The 17558-nt window shown below is 29.9% G+C and carries 16 protein-coding genes; 7 read left to right on the top strand and 9 right to left on the bottom strand.

Features of this window, described 5'->3' with window-relative positions; genetic code table 11:
- Both ACMHJ2_RS10755 and ACMHJ2_RS10750 read left to right on the top strand, forming a co-directional pair.
- Complete coding sequence (locus tag ACMHJ2_RS10755; protein ID WP_413512861.1) at positions 1 to 468, top strand: RNA polymerase sigma factor; 468 nt, start codon at positions 1 to 3, stop codon at positions 466 to 468.
- Positions 461 to 1057, top strand: coding sequence for a hypothetical protein (locus ACMHJ2_RS10750; protein WP_413512860.1), 597 nt, complete (start codon positions 461 to 463; stop codon positions 1055 to 1057). Before ACMHJ2_RS10755 ends, ACMHJ2_RS10750 begins: the two co-directional genes overlap by 8 nt.
- 380 nt (positions 1058 to 1437) lie before the next feature.
- Here ACMHJ2_RS10750 and mobB read toward each other — a convergent pair whose 3' ends face one another.
- The 3 genes from mobB to ACMHJ2_RS10735 form a co-directional block, all read right to left on the bottom strand.
- A complete protein-coding gene (gene mobB, locus ACMHJ2_RS10745) occupies positions 1438 to 2706 on the bottom strand; it encodes a conjugal transfer protein MobB (RefSeq protein WP_006266606.1) in 1269 nt (422 codons plus the stop codon).
- Positions 2707 to 2709: 3 nt separating this feature from the next.
- Complete coding sequence (locus ACMHJ2_RS10740) at positions 2710 to 3147, bottom strand: hypothetical protein (RefSeq protein ID WP_006266605.1); 438 nt, start codon at positions 3145 to 3147, stop codon at positions 2710 to 2712.
- Positions 3148 to 3256: 109 nt separating this feature from the next.
- Positions 3257 to 3724: a YbaK/EbsC family protein gene (locus ACMHJ2_RS10735; protein WP_006266604.1), complete on the bottom strand. Its 468-nt coding sequence runs from the start codon at positions 3722 to 3724 to the stop codon at positions 3257 to 3259.
- 166 nt (positions 3725 to 3890) lie between these two features.
- Between ACMHJ2_RS10735 and mobC the strand changes: the two genes are divergently transcribed.
- Together mobC and ACMHJ2_RS10725 are read left to right on the top strand one after the other, a co-directional pair.
- Positions 3891 to 5894: a conjugal transfer protein MobC gene (gene mobC, locus ACMHJ2_RS10730; RefSeq protein WP_006266603.1), complete on the top strand. Its 2004-nt coding sequence runs from the start codon at positions 3891 to 3893 to the stop codon at positions 5892 to 5894.
- A gap of 200 nt (positions 5895 to 6094) precedes the next feature.
- Positions 6095 to 6565 carry a JAB domain-containing protein gene (locus tag ACMHJ2_RS10725; protein WP_006266602.1) on the top strand — a complete coding sequence of 157 codons (471 nt, stop codon included), beginning with the start codon at positions 6095 to 6097 and terminating at the stop codon, positions 6563 to 6565.
- A gap of 15 nt (positions 6566 to 6580) precedes the next feature.
- On the opposite strand, the gene ACMHJ2_RS10720 is transcribed toward ACMHJ2_RS10725, so the two are convergent.
- On the bottom strand, positions 6581 to 7312 hold the full coding sequence (locus ACMHJ2_RS10720) for a hypothetical protein (protein WP_198283863.1): 732 nt from the start codon (positions 7310 to 7312) through the stop codon (positions 6581 to 6583).
- Positions 7313 to 7575: 263 nt separating this feature from the next.
- Between ACMHJ2_RS10720 and ACMHJ2_RS10715 the strand changes: the two genes are divergently transcribed.
- Positions 7576 to 8103, top strand: a complete 528-nt coding sequence (locus ACMHJ2_RS10715) for an antirestriction protein ArdA (protein ID WP_006266600.1) — start codon at positions 7576 to 7578, stop codon at positions 8101 to 8103.
- 188 nt (positions 8104 to 8291) lie between these two features.
- Positions 8292 to 8483, top strand: a complete 192-nt coding sequence (locus ACMHJ2_RS10710; RefSeq protein ID WP_036497254.1) for a hypothetical protein — start codon at positions 8292 to 8294, stop codon at positions 8481 to 8483.
- A gap of 64 nt (positions 8484 to 8547) precedes the next feature.
- Here the strand turns inward: ACMHJ2_RS10710 and ACMHJ2_RS10705 are convergent, their stop codons facing one another.
- The 3 genes from ACMHJ2_RS10705 to ACMHJ2_RS10695 form a co-directional block, all read right to left on the bottom strand.
- Positions 8548 to 10611 carry a DNA topoisomerase gene (locus ACMHJ2_RS10705; protein ID WP_413512859.1) on the bottom strand — a complete coding sequence of 688 codons (2064 nt, stop codon included), beginning with the start codon at positions 10609 to 10611 and terminating at the stop codon, positions 8548 to 8550.
- 11 nt (positions 10612 to 10622) lie between these two features.
- The gene (locus tag ACMHJ2_RS10700; protein WP_413512858.1) at positions 10623 to 11936 is read right to left on the bottom strand and encodes a DUF3945 domain-containing protein; all 1314 of its coding nucleotides are present in this window, start codon (positions 11934 to 11936) and stop codon (positions 10623 to 10625) included.
- 101 nt (positions 11937 to 12037) lie between these two features.
- Complete coding sequence (locus ACMHJ2_RS10695) at positions 12038 to 12334, bottom strand: helix-turn-helix domain-containing protein (protein WP_006266596.1); 297 nt, start codon at positions 12332 to 12334, stop codon at positions 12038 to 12040.
- A gap of 228 nt (positions 12335 to 12562) precedes the next feature.
- Between ACMHJ2_RS10695 and ACMHJ2_RS10690 the strand changes: the two genes are divergently transcribed.
- Positions 12563 to 15190: a P-loop NTPase fold protein gene (locus ACMHJ2_RS10690; RefSeq protein ID WP_006266595.1), complete on the top strand. Its 2628-nt coding sequence runs from the start codon at positions 12563 to 12565 to the stop codon at positions 15188 to 15190.
- Positions 15191 to 15393: 203 nt separating this feature from the next.
- On the opposite strand, the gene ACMHJ2_RS10685 is transcribed toward ACMHJ2_RS10690, so the two are convergent.
- Together ACMHJ2_RS10685 and ACMHJ2_RS10680 are read right to left on the bottom strand one after the other, a co-directional pair.
- Positions 15394 to 17169: a DUF6119 family protein gene (locus tag ACMHJ2_RS10685; protein ID WP_006266594.1), complete on the bottom strand. Its 1776-nt coding sequence runs from the start codon at positions 17167 to 17169 to the stop codon at positions 15394 to 15396.
- A 70-nt stretch (positions 17170 to 17239) separates the two neighbouring features.
- On the bottom strand, positions 17240 to 17470 hold the full coding sequence (locus ACMHJ2_RS10680) for a helix-turn-helix domain-containing protein (protein ID WP_006266593.1): 231 nt from the start codon (positions 17468 to 17470) through the stop codon (positions 17240 to 17242).
- Positions 17471 to 17558: the final 88 nt, after the last annotated feature.

The raw sequence follows: 17558 nt of genomic DNA, 5'->3' as shown, positions 1-17558 counted from the left end.
ATGGAATTTGACGAGATATATAAATCGTATTGGCAAAAAATATTTCGGTTGTGTATGGGCTATGTAAACGACTTTGAATTAGCACAAGACATAGCGCAAGAAACTTTTATTATTATATGGCAACAACTTCCAAAATTCAGGAATGAATCAACTATTGGAACTTGGATTTTCAGAATTGCTTCTAATAATTGTTTACGCCAAATTGAAAAAGAAAAACGAATTATTAAAACGGATTTGCCCATACATTTAAGAGAAGAATCACAAGAATCTATTGAACCACAAATTCAACTTTTGTACCGATTTATTTCCGAGTTACCAGAAACTGATCGACTAATTATTTCATTAGAATTGGAAGATGTAAAACAAGCAGAAATAGCAAATATCATTGGTATTTCAGAAGTGAATGTAAGGGTGAAAATTCATAGGATAAAAGAAAAATTAACGCAGAGATTTAAAGAAAATGGATAATAGTACTATAGATTTTACTGCTATTTGGCAACAACAAAAAGCTGATCAACCAAACATAGATGAGCTACTGAACAAATTTAACCGATTTAAAAAAAACAAGTTAAAAAAACGTATTGTTGCTAATGTATTATTGATAACAACAATTGTATTGACTATTTTTATTTGGTACAAATATCAACCCCAATACCTTACTACAAAAATTGGAATTGTATTGGTTATTCTAGCAATGGTTATCTTTTTATCGGTTTACAATAAACAGTTTTCGAGTTTTAACACAATTGATAACACACAAACCATCAACGATTATTTAAAAAGTCTAACTGAATTAAAAACAAAACAAAAATATATCCAAACAACAATGTTGAGCTTGTACTTTATTATGCTCTCTTTAGGAATTGGCTTGTATTTGTATGAATATACTTTAATGATGACAATATTTTGGGCAATTTTTGTTTATGGTATCACATTAACTTGGATAGGCTTTAATTGGTTTTACATAAGACCCAAAACAATCAAAAAGCAACAAGTTCAATTGGACGAATTAATTAATACGTTTGAGGCTGTAAAAAAACAATTAAATAAAGGATAAAAAGGCAGCTACCACATCATAATTAGGTATTAAAGTGTTTTTCGAACTATAGTTTTAAGGTATACCATCTTGTCCCAAAAATCAAATTATAAACACTATATTTGATACTGAATCAAACGATTCCAATCATAGCCCAAAACTTTCCGAATAAGGTGCTCACCCCAATCCAAAAAAGTGAACATCCCTATTTATAAAGCATACGGGATAAAAGAGGCTAACCCTCTTTCTCCACAACATAATTAGAATAATTACCTTATAAAGGTTTCAAAACGAAACAAAAGCCTGTAAATTTAATGAGTTTACAGGCTTTTATATTTGACTTAGATAGTTATTTGTTTTAAAAGTGCTCATAATATGAATATCTAATTAGGTGCACTGTCTCAGAAAGATCTTTTTTTTCTTCTTTTGATTCTTTCCTCAAAACTCAACTCTTCATAATCTATCTCTTGGTTATTGTTTAAAAGATTAAACAATGATAAAAACTCATCATTATTAAAATTGGTAGTATCAGAATATAAATGCTCAAACATTGGATGTAACTCGTCTGATTCATTAGTATTAGCCTGTTGAGAAGGTATTAAAATTGAACGAGGATAATCTTCTATACTACTCCATTTTTGATTCAGTGTATTAGCAGATAACTCTTTACTTAAATCAGAGCCTTTATAGACACTTTTTAAGTTATGGTCGATAAAAGTTACACCATAGATACGATTGTCTTTGTTTTGAAAAATAACAACGTTTATTCCGTAATTTAAAAGTTCTCCTTTAAACTCTTGTTGTGAATTTGTTGTATTTAACGCTATCTCAATTGTATGTTTAAGATTCTCTTTATTAGGTAAAGATTTTAGTTTTTCTTTTGATGTTTTAAAGTGACTTTCAAGATTTTGATAACTTGCATTTTTTCCAAAAAGGGAAGCCTTAAAAGGATTACTTACCTTCTCTCCTATCTCATTTAAAGCAAAGTACACTAAACCGTGTTTGGTTTGTCCATTGTAGGAAGCTTCAACCTTTTCTGATCTGATATTAAATAGGGATAATAAAGCATTATAACTTGTTAAACTATCATACTTATAATACTTGGGTAGATATCGTATTACTGAGGCTATTTGAGCTTTTAAATTGTGCTTAGTATAATCAATTGGTGTAAATTGAATCTGTTTTGTTTCCTCATTTTTTTGATTTATAGAAGAGGTTAGATTAAACTTCATTTCAATTTCACGGCAAGTTTTCATTGATTTTAGATGATCGTATTTATCATTTATTTTCTTCCCCTTTAAGTCTGTGCAAACGGTAACAATGTGAATATGCTCTCTTTCTATATCCCTATGCTTATAGACAATATATGGCTGATTTTCATAGTCCATACTATCCATATAGTATTGGGCTATTTCATTTAATGTATCATCAGATAATTTATCATTGGGATTTGGATTTAAAGAAATATGCCGTACAACTTTTTCTGTCTTAGTATTTAAAAGTAAATAAGGTTCAAAGTGTTTATAAAGTTGAGCTATGTATTTTAAAGAGTTGTTGGGTTCTGGTAGATTATTTGTAAACAAAACGGAGCCCTGTCCTTTATCAACTTTTAATTGATTGTAGGACAAAGCTCCTATAAGATTACTTCCTTTACCAATTTTAGCTATCATAAGTTATAAATTAGTATTAAGGTGTTTCTCTTCAAACTCCTTGGTTAGCTTGATAATGTAATAGCAAAGTTTTGATAAATCTTTGGTATACTCTTCAAGTTTTGAAATAGAACGTTTCGCTCTATTTTCTGAGAAGTACTGGTTACAAAGTTTTACCATTTGATTATAGTTTACTCCTACTGCTCTAAATTGATTAAACAGTTTAGTTAGTAATCCGTGATATTGCAAAGCAACAACATCTACTTTGACTGTTTTAACTTGTCTATCTAAAAGCATAGAAACAAGAAAGCTTGCTTTGTTTGTCATTCCTGATGATGTAAACAAAGCAAGCAGTCTCTGGTTTTCAGATTCGGTGAGTCTGAAAACATGTCTGTATTTTTTAGGATTGGATTTTAGTTTTCTTCCTCCTTTGTTTTTAGTGGTAGTTTGTATAGTGTCCATAGTGTCTTACTTTGATTCTTGTCAAAATAAGAAATACTTATATCGCTAAACTTCTAATGGCTCTTAGAGGTCGTATTTGGAATTACATAGCAAACAATTTTGTATTAATCTACTTTGTCACAGATACCCAATCAACAAAATCACACAAACCAAGTAGTTCTTCTTGTTTTAATTGGACTACAGTATTAGCGCTACCGCCTGCTGGATAGAGTACTTGATGTTTTTTTAAAGATTCATCAAAATAGACTTTGGTTGATTCTTTTACCTTAAAAGGACAGACTCCCCCTACTTGGTGACCTACTAACTCTTCTACATCTTCATATTTAAGCATCTTGGCTTTGATACCAAAAGTATCTTTAAAAGTTTTATTATCAATTTTACTATTTCCTGATGCGACGACAAGAATAGCAGCTCCCTCTTCTGGGGAATAAAGCGTTATACTCTTTGCTATTTGGTCACTATCACAACCAATCGCAATTGCAGCTTCATCTACAGTGGCTGTACTCTCCTTAAATTCAATAAAACGATCTTCAAAGCCCTTGCTTTTTAGATAGTCTTTCACTTTTAAATGGTTCATAATAATTAATATTGGTTTTTAAAAATAGAAATTATAATACAATTGACAAATTTTAATAGTGCTGTCTTGCTATTTATCAAAGCCAAATAATACCTTATAATTCCAATTTCAAGCTTTTAGATTGATATACTGCTACTTTAAATCGTTAATCTTAATTACATTTATTATGCAATCAGAAGACGATTTAAAAGCTCTTGCTAAAATCCTAGCATTTATGCGAGCAGTAAGTATTATAGTAATGCTTATACACTTATACTGGTACTGTTATTCTTTCTTTTTAAGTATTGGAGTAACACACAATGTTGTAGATAGAATACTGGTTAACTTTAATCAAACAGCAGGACTGTTTTCACATTTACTTTATACTAAACTCTTTTGTTTAGTTTTACTCTCTTTAAGCCTGTGGGGAGGCAAAGGCGTAAAACATGAAAAGATAACAGTCGCTAAAATAATTGGTGTTTTTACAGTTGGTTTTTGTCTGTTCTTTTTCAATTTCTTTTTACTTGATTTTGGATATTATTGGAGTGTTATGCTGTATATAGCAACTACGTTCTTGGGCTATATCTTACTTTTAGTATCTGGTGCTTGGATTAGCAGACTCCTAAACGATAACCTCATGCAAGACGTGTTTAATTTCGAAAATGAGAGTTTTATGCAAGAAACTCGTCTTATTGAAAATGAATACTCTGTTAACCTTCCTTCAAGGTTCTATTACAAAGGAAAATGGAATAGTGGTTGGATAAACATCGTTAATCCTTTTAGAGCAACTATCGTACTTGGTACTCCAGGTTCTGGTAAATCCTATGCAGTGGTAAATAACTTTATCAAACAACAAATTGAAAAAGGATTCTCTATGTATATCTACGATTTTAAGTTTGATGATTTATCGACCATCGCATATAATCATCTATTACTTCACAAAGAAAAATACGCTATTGCACCTAAGTTCTATGTGATAAATTTTGATGATCCAAGTCGTAGTCATCGTTGTAATCCGATTAATCCATCGTTTATGACTGATATATCTGATGCTTATGAATCGGCCTATACCATCATGCTTAACCTTAACCGCTCATGGATACAAAAACAAGGTGACTTTTTTGTAGAATCTCCAATCATACTCTTAGCAGCTATTATATGGTTTTTGAAGATTTACCAAAATGGAAAATATTGTACGTTCCCTCATGCTATTGAGCTTTTAAATAAAAAGTATGCTGATGTATTTACTATCCTTACCTCCTATTCAGATTTAGAGAACTACCTCTCTCCTTTTATGGACGCATGGGAAGGTGGAGCACAAGACCAATTACAAGGGCAAATAGCTTCTGCTAAAATACCACTGTCTCGTATGATATCACCATCGCTATACTGGGTAATGACAGGAGACGATTTTTCTTTGGATATTAATAATCCAGCAGCACCTAAAATACTATGTGTTGGCAACAACCCTGATCGTCAAAACATTTACTCTGCTGCCCTTGGGCTTTATAACTCACGTATTGTAAAACTAATCAATAAAAAAGGTCAACTTAAAAGTTCAGTAATTATTGATGAATTACCTACTATCTATTTTAGAGGACTTGATAACCTTATTGCTACTGCTCGTAGTAATAAAGTAGCGGTGTGTTTAGGGTTTCAAGATTTCTCACAGCTTAATAGAGATTACGGAGATAAAGAAAGTAAAGTAATTCAAAACACAGTTGGTAATATCTTCTCAGGTCAAGTTGTTGGAGATACAGCTAAAGCACTATCAGAACGCTTTGGTAAAATACTTCAAAAACGTCAAAGTATATCCATTAATAGAAACGACCGTTCTACTTCCTTCTCTACTCAGCTTGATACGCTTATCCCAGCCTCTAAGATATCAACCCTTACCCAAGGAATGTTTGTTGGGGCTGTCTCTGATAATTTTGATGAGCGTATAGAGCAAAAGATATTTCACTCTGAAATAGTGGTTGATAATGAAAAGGTATCTAAAGAAATGAAAGCTTATCAAAAGATACCTCAGATAACATCGTTCTTAGATGCTAAGGGTAATAATACCTTAAACGAGACGATTCAAGCCAATTACAGACAAGTTAAACTAGATGTTGAATCAATAATTGAATCAGAATTAAAACGCATTGAGAACAATCCTGAATTAGCTCATTTGATTAATAAGAAGAAGTAAACTTATCTTCTAGTCCTTCAGGCTAATAGTGGTTTTATTTTTTATCAATTCTCTCACTAAGCAAGGTAATGCTCCGCGGTTCGCCTTCAAAAAATTCCCCCATAAATGCTTGACCTTGTCTTCACTTTATTGCGTTGCTTTTTGAGCTTGCTTAAGCATTACCTGTAGCTGCTCCATAATTAATTTAAAAATATAATATTATGGAATCTACAGTTTTAAACAGCAATTGGTTAGTGGCATCAGAGATAGAATTAATCTACAAGTCTAAAGTTAAAGCATCACAAAGACCTAGAATTGAATCTTCTTACTCCGCTTTTGAAATAGCTTTAAAAGCATGGGATGAAAATAAGATTGAACTATTAGAACAATTTAAAGTACTTATGCTTTCAAATAATAATAGAGTACTTGGTGTACTTGAGATATCATCTGGTGGTATAACTGGAACAGTCGTTGATCTTAGATTGATATTTGCTGCTCTTTTAAAATCTAAAAGCACAGCTTTTATCTTAGTACATAATCATCCTTCTGGAAAATTACAACCAAGTGATGCTGATAAGCACATCACTGCTAAAATTAAACAAGCAAGTCAAATACTTGATATTGCTCTTTTAGATCATTTGATAATAACACCTGAGAGTTATTACTCTTTTGCAGATGAAGGCGTCTTATGACGCCTTCATTTTAATTTAGTTCTCGTTTCTTATAATATCGTTCTTAATTTCAGTCAGCTCATCACAAATAACTAAACATTCTCGTGTCTCATCTAAAACTATTCTATTAATATACCATTTAAAGAAATACACCGCTACAAAAAGAGTAAGACCTAAGAAAACTACATTTAACAACGAAGTATTACTACTTACCTCTTTTATGTACAAAGTCCAAATACCTCCCATGAAAAAAACTATAATTTTACTATTTGAGCTAATAGTATCTTTAAAATTAGTTTTTTTTCTATCAACAAGAGATAGCAGGTGTTTTAAATCAGCTTCAAGTATAACAATGTTTTTACCTTCATTATCTTTTTGTAAAATCTCTTTTGCAATTAAATTATTCTTAAAGTTAACTTGTTCATCTTTCTTCATACTTTGGGTTCTCCAATCTCCTTTTAGGATATTCTTCAAATTTTCCATTTTACTATCTCGAAATACTTTAATTGCTTTGAGTATATCAAACATACAGAGAGAAATATAAACTGAAGAAAATAAACTAATAACAAATATTAAAAGTTGAAAAGACCATAAATCCCTTGGAAATAAAAGTATTACTATCAGAATGCCTGAAATTCCACCTATGATTCCACCTCCTTTAAAATAGAGTGTTTTATTCTTTATTTCTAAATCAGTTAATACAGTGTTTCTTGATCTAGCTTTAACATAACACTCCTTGTACTCATGAAACAATAATCCTTTATTCATTATTTTAAATTTAAAATTAACTACAAACATAAGAAGTATTAAAATTTAGACAGGATTAGTCAATACCCTCCTTAGGCACTGTTATTTCAATAGGCAAAGTTTTTTAGCTTTTTAGCTCTTGCAAGTTCAAGTCCTCTGGATTACCACAATAAATCTTCCTCATTCTATGAGCGTATTTATCTTGTAAAACATGCTCTTAGCTAAAAACCAAAACATAAGTGCCATGAAATTAACCAGACCCTAAGGTCATAATACTATTTATCATGGAAAATTTAATGCACTCAAAAGTTTATGTTGGTACTTATGCTAAGTATAACAATGGTTCAATTAAAGGAGATTGGATTGAGCTAAGTAACTTTAGCTCTATAGAAGAATTTTATGAATTCTGCTCAGAGCTACACGCTGATGAAACAGATCCTGAATTTATGTTTCAAGACTGGGAAAATATTCCATCTGAGTTAATATCAGAAAGTAACCTTTCAGAAAACATCTTTTCAATCATTGAAAAAGTATCAGATTTGCAGTATAATACTTTAGAAGCTTTTTCAGCTTGGGTAAGCATAGGTAATCATGATATTGAATCTGATGATATAGATTCGTTATTTGAATCATTTGAAGATGATTATCAAGGATATTATAACAGTGAAGAAGATTTCGCTTATCAAATCATTGATGAGTGTTACGATTTATCTGATTTTGTAAAATCATACTTTGATTATGAAAGCTTTGCTAGAGATCTTTTTATGAGTGATTATACTTATGAAAATGGTCATGTATTTAGAAATAACTAATTGATTGTTTTTCAATTAATTTTTAAAACAAGAAGTTATCTGAATCAGATAACTTCTTGTTTTACTTTATTAGTTTTAAACAGATGGATTTAAAATTTATTTACTTTTGTTTCTTCATTACTTAGTCAACTAAAGTAAGTATAGCTAAGTCTATGCTTATTATCTTACTAAGCAGTAATACAAAAAATATGAAAAGAATTAAACAATTAGGTGTCTTAGCCTTAACGACTTTACTTTTAGCTTCTTGTTCTTTACATGTAAAATCACATGGAAATAACGATATGCCTCCTGGACAAATGAAAAAAGTAACAGGATCAAAGTCAGCTAAACCTTATGCTTCAGGGCAACAGAAAAAACATGCTAAAAAGCATAAAAACTAATAGATATATAACAAAAGGAGTTACCTGATTTTTAGATAACTCCTTTTGCTTTATTTAATTTTAGTTACTTGTTTTTAAACTCAAACCCAGTAGTACAATCTTCTTTTAAGATAAGGTAAGCATCAAACTTTTTCCCTGCTTTACTTGTCAATCCTTTTAGGAGTTTGGTTTTGCTTTGTTGTATTAGGTCAGTGATATCATCAATAGTTAGTTTTACTCCACATACCTCCCTAAATAGTATCCAATTACAGTCAGGTTCTAAACATTTCACTACCTTTTCTCTTAGTTGAAGTGTATGCCCTTTACACTTAGGACAAGATAGATGATCTGTTTCAGTGATTGGTTTAGTAGCTAAAAGCTCTGCTGTTATCTCCGTAGTATAAGCCTCAATTTGCCTATGGAAATCTTCCATATTGGTTTTATTCTCTTCAATTTCTTTAAAAGCAGATTCCCACTTAGCGGTTAATAGTACATCTGAGATAATTTTATCCTTGACTATTTCATATACTTTGAGTCCTTTTTCTGTTGGAACAAGCGACTTAGCTTTTCTTATGATGTAGTCTCTTTTTAAAAGCGTTTCGATAATAGAAGCCCTTGTAGCTGCTGTTCCGATTCCAACTTCTTTAATAATACTCTGAAGTGATTTATCTTCTACTTCTTTAGATGCGTTTTCCATAGCTGATAAAAGTGAACTCTCTGTATATAAAGCTTTTGGTCTTGTTGATTTTTCAAGAGCAATTGATTCTTTAATTTTTAGATTCTCGCCTTGTTGTAAATCAGGTAAATCTATTACTACCTCATCAGTAGTAGAAAGTTCTTTTCTTACCTCTCTCCATCCAAGTTCTATTATTGAAGAAGACTTAAAACTAAACTCATAATACAAACTACTTAAGGTTACCTCTGTTTGCTTTTTTACACAAGGTTCAAATACTGTTTCCCATACTCTTTGAGCAATCAAATGATAAATGCTCTCTTCTTTAGCGTTAATCGCTGAAGGAAGTCTATCTGTGGTTAATAGTCCATGGTGATCTGTAACCTTTACATCATTTACTATCTTCTTATTAAGCCTTGCCATCTTTAGTTTTAGAAGCAGGTTACTATATCTACTATCATCTGAAAGAACCTTTAATAAGTTAGGAACCTCAGCCCATAAATCCTCTGGAATGTATTTACTCGAAGTTCTTGGATACGTGATAAACTTCTTTTCGTACAGGCTCTGAGCAATGCTGAGAGTCTCATCTGCTGAGAACCCAAAGAGTTCATTGGCTCTTTTTTGAAGTGAGGTTAAATCAAAAAGAAATGGGGACTCTTCTCTTATTGTTTTGGTTTCTACTTTTTGTATTTTAACCTCACTTTGTTTGTCAAAGAGTTTTAAAGCTTGTTCTGCTTTTTGTTTATCTTCCCATTTATCAGTTGAGAGCGATTTAAATAGTATACCGTCTTTTTGATGAATAAGTTCTATTTGATAGTACAGTTGCTTCTTAAAAAAAGTATTCTCTAAATACCGTTTACAGATAAGACTGAGGGTTGGTGTTTGTACTCTACCGAGAGAATACACCGAATCATTCATTGAAACAGTAAGTGCTTGAGAAGCGTTTATACCAACAAGCCAATCTGCTCTACTTCTACTGTGACCTGCTCTAAAAAGTCCATCGAATTCGCTTCCTTCTCTAAGATTTTGTAAGCCTTCTTTAATAGCTTTTTCAGTTAGTGAACTAATCCAAAGTCTTTTAAAAGGTTTATTACAGTTTAGGTATTGAAAAATATATCTTGCGATAAGTTCTCCTTCCCTACCTGCATCAGTGGCTACAATAATCTCAGAGCATGCTTTAAACAGTTTATCAATAATTTTAAGCTGTTTTAAAGCTCCTGGATCAGGAGTGTATTTGTTTGCTTTTTTGATCTTTCTTGGAAGCAACAAATAAGATCTTGGTAAGATTGGCAAAGCTTCTCTTTTAAAACCTTGAAACCCATAATCCTCTGGCATAGCTAGTGATACTAAGTGACCAATAGCCCAAGTAACACAGTATCCATTTCCTTCGATAAAGCCATCTTTTTTTGCTTTAGCTCCAACAAGCATAGCTATCTCCCTAGCCACACTTGGTTTTTCTGCAAGAATTACAATCATAGTCTTTAGCTTTACATTTTACGTCCTTTGCTTTTCTTTGGCTCATCCGCTTGTTTTTCTGCTTGTGATTGCGCCTTTGATTGTTCTTGTTTATTTGGATTTTGAAATGAGAAATCCGCCTGCTTGGTTTCTTTGTTATATGTCACATACCCTTGATAAGGATTACCTCGTTTATCAATCAAATCCTTAATGTAAATTGGCTTACCTTCCAATAAATCGCTTTGCTGTTTTTTAGTGAGTTCTTTACCTCTAAAGGTTTTTAAATCATCAGATATCTGAGATTGGTTTTGTGTTTGATTCTGACTTTGTTTATTGGTATTGTCAAACAAAAACTCAATATGCCCCTTAGCAGCATTAAACTGAATTTCTGCATTAAAAAGATTTCCCTTGGCAGAGGTCATGCCCTCTACAAGTAGCGGTTTACCATCTTTTAAAGTTTGAAGCTGCTCTTCACTTAAGACAATCCCTTTTACCTCTTGTGGTAGTTGCATTTTTTCAACTCTTGTTACTACAAGGTTATTAGTTAGTCTATCAACGCTCACTACCGATGGTATCTTCTCCTTAGTTGTTGGATGGACAAGATCCACTACCCTACCCATATTTCCTGTTTTTAAAAGATTGTGCTTGTCTTGTTTGGAAAACTCATGTCCATAAAGAGGTACGTTTAAATTAGGGTATTTCTTTACTCCTTCAAGAGCCATAACTACCTTGCCTTCTTCGTTTTTCTGTAGTGAGAGTCTAGCATCCAAAGAAAACACAGCTGAACCTAAGTCAAGATTTACAGCCACTAAATCCTTTGTTTTATAACCTTGCAAGAGCGGTTCTAATAAATCCATTTCTTGAAGTTTTTCTTTTGATAGGCCAAGTCTTGATAGTGAATCCCAATCAACGTCCTTAATATCAAACTTATTGGAATTGTACTGCCCCTCTTCTTTTGTTGGTTCAGCTACTTCGTTTTCTTTCTTTGGTTCCTTACCTACTTCTGTTATTTGGTGCTTTAAAAACAGCTCGTGAGTAGGTCCTGATTGATTAAGTTCCTTCTGCATTTGATTAGCCATCTTAATGGTCAAAAGCTCTGGAACTCTAAAAAAAGTAAACTGAGTTGGGTTTTTAAGTTGGCTGAAAAAATTAGAAAAGAAGTTGGAAAAGAAATCCCCATTACGATCAACTTTTAAAAATTGATTTTGATTCTTTTTAGTAGCTGGCACTGTTTCAAGTTTACCATCTTTATCTAATCCCTTTACTACTTGAATCTTATTCTTTGTTTTGTCATTGACAAGAAGCACATCATGCTCTACTTGTCTTTCTGTGGTTTCTGTACTCATAATACATAGTCTTAAATGATTAAAAACTTAAAACTAAAGCCAAGAGAGCCTGGTTAGTAAATAGTACGCTTTAAAGGTTACTCTTGGCTTTTAGCTACTATTTACTTCTTGCGTACAGGATGTTTAAAACATTCTCTGATAAACTGATTGACATCAGAACGTTTGTAGTAGAGTTTACCACTAATTGTATAATAAGGGAGTTTACCGTCTGAGCGGTAACGTTGTAAGGAACGAGGGCTTATTTTAAAAAGTGCCATTACATCTTGACTGTCTAAAAGCTCTTCTCCGTCTACAGTTTGAGTTTTTATAGGGAGGTCTTTTATATGTTCAGATAGGTGATCGAAGCGCGTCATAATACGCTCCATCCATAAAAGGAACTCTGTGCGATCTATATTCATAATGTTAGAATTTAATAGGTTAATTAAACTTGTTAGCTAACATTACAAATGTGCAGAGCTTGGTAGAATAAATCTGCCAAGCTCTGCCAATGGGCAGGTATTCTTTATTATATAAAAACTAAATATCAACATAATACAAGTAACACAATACCACAAACATTTACAAAACAGAGGTTAAAATCTTAAAAAAAGTCAATATTTTCTTACTAAATTTGTAAAAATCAAATTATGAAATACTTTAATCAATATAAAAATCTATTCCTTATAACGTTAATTCTAATATTTTTTTGGAACTTTTTTATTCCAAATTATCAGAAATATATAGTTGATACTATTTTAGTACATTTCAATCAATCCAAAATCTCAGATATTATAGTATTTACTGTTATTCTTCTTTCATTTTTTTGGATATATTCAAAATTAAAAATCAGATTTTATTTAAAGAATAGTTATATAGTCTACTCCTTTTTTTTATTAATTACTTGTGCCTATATACGCCTTAACTATGAAAGTTCGTTATTAGAAATGTATTATCTCCCAAAAATAAAGTATTTCGATGTGCTTTTTATTTTAGTGATAATACCTATAATTTTACTTTTAGGATTTTGGGGTCATAATAAACACTCAAAAAGTGAAAAGTCTGATTTCTTTGATGATAGCCCTATTAATAATCCTGATGAAGATATTTTAAATAGAAGACAAAAAGCAATCCAAGTATCACGATTAATAAAAGGCAACAAATCTAAAACTTCTTTAGCCATAGGAATTGTTGGAGAATGGGGAAATGGAAAAACTTCTTTTATGGGCTTTGTTGAAAAATCTTTCAAGGATGATAATAAGTATATTATTGTTCACTTTAATAGTTGGCTAAATATTTCTATCAATTCAATTATTAATGATTTTTTTAATACTGTTGAAAAAGAAATAAGCATTTATAGTCTTGATATTTCAAAGGAAATAAAAAAATATGGCAATAACGTCTTATCTATAAATAAAAACTCCGTAACAGAAACATTACTAAATGCTATTAAAGTGATTCCAGACAATAGTTTATCTGAGGATTTTAATACTCTTAATAACCTATTAAATAAATTAGATAAAAAAGTAATTGTATTTTTTGATGATTTAGATCGATTGCAGCCAAATGAAGTTTTTGAAGTTTTGAAATTAATTCGAAACACAGCCTCATTTGATGTATTTAATTATGTTGTTGGATATGATAAAGCCTATTTAAATGAAGCTCTGGAGAAATATAATATTCCCTTTTCAAATAAATATTATGAGAAAATTTTTTTGAAGGAATTTCCTTTACCCCCAATTACACAGGGACAAATTAATAATTTTATTAAAGAAAAAATATTACAAATTATTCCTGAAAGACAACATGAGATACAAGTCTTTTTTAAATATATAGATACCTTTATTCTATATAATGATGAAAATGTTTTCAAATCCATAAACAACATACGAAATGCAAAAAGATTTTTAAACGAGTTTAAAATCAGTATCGAAAAAGTGAAAGATGATATTTACTTAGAAGATTTTATATTGATAAAACTTTTAAAATTTTCATACTATGATGTATATAGGTTACTTTTTAATAAAGAAGCATATATTGAGGTCAACAATGACAAATTTATAGGAAATTATAAGTATACACATTTTACCTTACGAAAGAAAGAGGGAAAAGACAATTCCTTTGCTTTCTTTGGTAGAGTGATTGAAAGTTCATTATTAAAAGAGGATATTACTGCATTGAAAATCTTTAGTGAAGAAGATCTAAACATTATAAGCCTAATTTGTGAAAAAATTTTTAATCCTAGCACTGGGACAAATAATATAGACCATAATTCATTAATATACGGACATAATTACTATCGTTATTTTGAAGATGAAATCAGCGATTCAGAAATTACAAATGCCGAATTTAATGTTTTTATGAAAGCATCATATCAAGAGAAAAAGAATATTGTTGATAAAGCCTATATACAAGACAGATTAAGCGGATTACTTTTATTCATCTATAAAATACAGATTCACAAAGACATAAAATCCAAAACAGAGTATGAAAATTTCATTAGAATTCTTTTCTATATTGCTAATTTAAAATCTGTTTCAGAATATTTAAATTATTACAGTATTGATTTCGATTTTTTAGATATTAACATAAGTAATTACCAGAACGAACTTATAAAAAAGTCTTGGTATAAAGATGAGAGCGAAATTAAACTTTTTTTTCGATCAATATTTTATGAAGATAAGGAGTACTATTACTTTGAAACTGATTTTGTAAAACATTTATATGATAAACATGGCACACATTCTGATTTCAATATTCCCTTTAGTAAACATGAAATTGAAAAGTATTTAATTTATTGCTTTGAAAATGACTCAAAGTCAATTATTAGCATAGACAAAAATTTTTGGCATTGTTATAGACTATGTTTTGTTAAAGGTTGGCAACAAGAAGGTCCTAACTTATGGAAACCTACTCAAAAAATTATTGAAGAAAACAAGTGTAAACTACTATATAAAATTATACCAAAACTGTATAAGGAGTTTTTAATCTATTGTGTGACAACTCCTCCAGATTTATTTGGAATAGATAGAGATTCACTAAAACTTGGATTACCAAGTGATCTTCCCCAAAAATTACTTGGTTCACACGACGAGTTTATAAAATATCTTGAGTCGGATACTTTTAAAGATAAACTAGAGCAACCTTATGAATTTTTAGACGAATTTTTAGTATTTGCCAAAGAAGTAAATAAAGCAGGGCAATTTATTGAGTTTGATTTCACCTATCCTCCTGTTTTAAAAAAATTAAACACTCTAAAAATGAATTTTATTAAATAAACTAAAATTATATTTAACCTATGATTAAAATTCAACTTATTGATATATAATTATTTAATATTATAATTCAATGGGTTAATTAAATTTGTTAGCTAACATTACAAAAGAATAAAGCTTGGCAAGATAAATCTGCCAAGCTCTATCAATATGTATTTTTTATCGTAGTAATCAGATAACAACAAAATTAAAAAATACATATATAATTAAAAATGGTTAATCTGAGTGAATAGTAGTTCAAAATAATTCGCTCTCATCTCACTTGAAGATTGAATCACTGAAAATTTTGCTATACTTGATTTTATCTTTTTTAGATTATCTTCAATTCGTTCATTAGAAGAATTATTAGAAAATGCCATCACATATTTTATATTCTTATCAAATAATGACACAAATTCTTCAAACGTCATCATTTCATCGTTATGATTTTTCTTTTCTAATGCTTTATAGCATCTTTTTAAATATTCTTTATCTTTACTTGATCTAGCTTCTTCCACTCTTCTAGCAGATAGAATCAATTGATTATACAATTCTCTCATTGATGAATCAAATCCTCTTTTAACATGTATTAAATACACGTTTTGATTATCATATTTTAAAATATCACATAACTCTATTCCTTCTATTGCAATTGTATCAAATACAAGATATCCTTCTAAATCTTTATAAAGTAAATTATATTTTTTTTCAGTATTATTGACTGCTAAATCCCATTTCTTAGTTATTAAAGAATTGGGGGCTTTATAATTTTTTAAAATTCTTTCACAATTACTATTTAGGTCCTTTAAAAAAGAGTCTTGTAAGAAATACCAATTGTTATCTAACAAAAAAAAGGGGTTATCATCTATTTCTAGCTCAGTATTAAAATGATGAATAAACATATCAGAGGTTAAATATTTCTTATTATCATTTTTATAGCTCCTAACCCGCACACCTAACAGAAAGAATTTAAATTGATCATATGTAATATTTTCTGAAAATTTATCAATTGCTCTAACTATAACTTCATAATATATCCTACCTCGATCATTGAGAGTCTTGAAGCAGTGTTGTTTTTTATCTTCAGCTTTTTCAAGTAATTCGAAATAATCTGCTTCATAAAACTGTTCTAATTTACTTGAATGACAAAATTCGAAATAAAATTTATCTAATGGACTAATAGTCGATTTATAAGTATCTACCCTATCTTTATATATTCTTTTAATCAGAGATTCTTTAAGTGTAGTCTCTATATAATTACTATCAACAACCTTTTCATATGTAGACAAATAGTTACTTTTTTCTAACTCCTCTATATATTTTACTTCTTTAACAATTCGCTTCAATTGTTCGAAAGTTATTATTTTTCTAAATTTCAACGAATTAGAAACCTCAATTTGAACTTTAGAATTTGCTTTTTCTTCATTAAGAAAACCAAAATAGTCATTTTGGTCACTTAATTTTAAACTTATTTCCGTTGGCAAGGTTCCAAATTTGATATGATCTATTAACTTAAAATTATTTTTATAATAATTTGAAGTCGCAGCTATCTTCCCTGTTATACTTCTCGTTCTTATTGACAACAATTCATCATCCTCTGGATTCAAAATCCTTGAGTATATTTCAATACCAAAATTATCTACTAAATATGGTTGAATTATTCTAAATGAACTTCCGCCTATTATACAGTATAATTGTTCTTGAAATTCAATAAATAGTAATAAAGATATTTTAGCCTCTTTAAAATCCGTTTGACTTATAAAATTTTTTGGTAAAAAATCCTTCCACTTAGAATGCTCATCTTCTGTTTTAAACACATATAAGAAAAACCATAAATCATCTTCTGTATTAACAATATAATCATTTTCTTCTAATTTAAAACCTACATTATATCTAAACATAGAACTTTTTATCAATCCTATACACAGGCTCTCGGTATCCTTATAATTAACAAGCTGACGATGATTTTTATCTATTTTATAAACTTTCGGATTTACTTTCATACTTTTTTTCAAAATTTGAATGCTAAAAAATAATTATACTTTATTAATATCAAAAAATACAATTAAATTTCTAATATTTATTCATTAAATCAATAAATTCGATATCGAGTGCTTTACAAATACGCAATATCGTTGAAAAATAAAAATCTTCTTTTCCATTTTCAAGATCACTAATTTTAGAGCGGTCAACTTTTGGAATAGTCATTTCTGCTAGCTCTTCTTGCTTAATGTTTAATTCAATTCTTCTTTTTTTTATTTTAATACCTAATGCTTTATAATCATTTTCAAATGTTCTTATCATATTTTTTGTGGTTTTATTGCCACATACAAATATTATTTGTATGTTTGATTATTCTATTGACATAACCTTTAAACAAAAGGTTTAACGA

This window comes from Myroides odoratus (assembly GCF_965118575.1).
GTDB classification, from domain to species: Bacteria; Bacteroidota; Bacteroidia; order Flavobacteriales; family Flavobacteriaceae; genus Flavobacterium; species Flavobacterium odoratum_B.
This window is presented reverse-complemented; position numbering and strand designations above follow the sequence as displayed.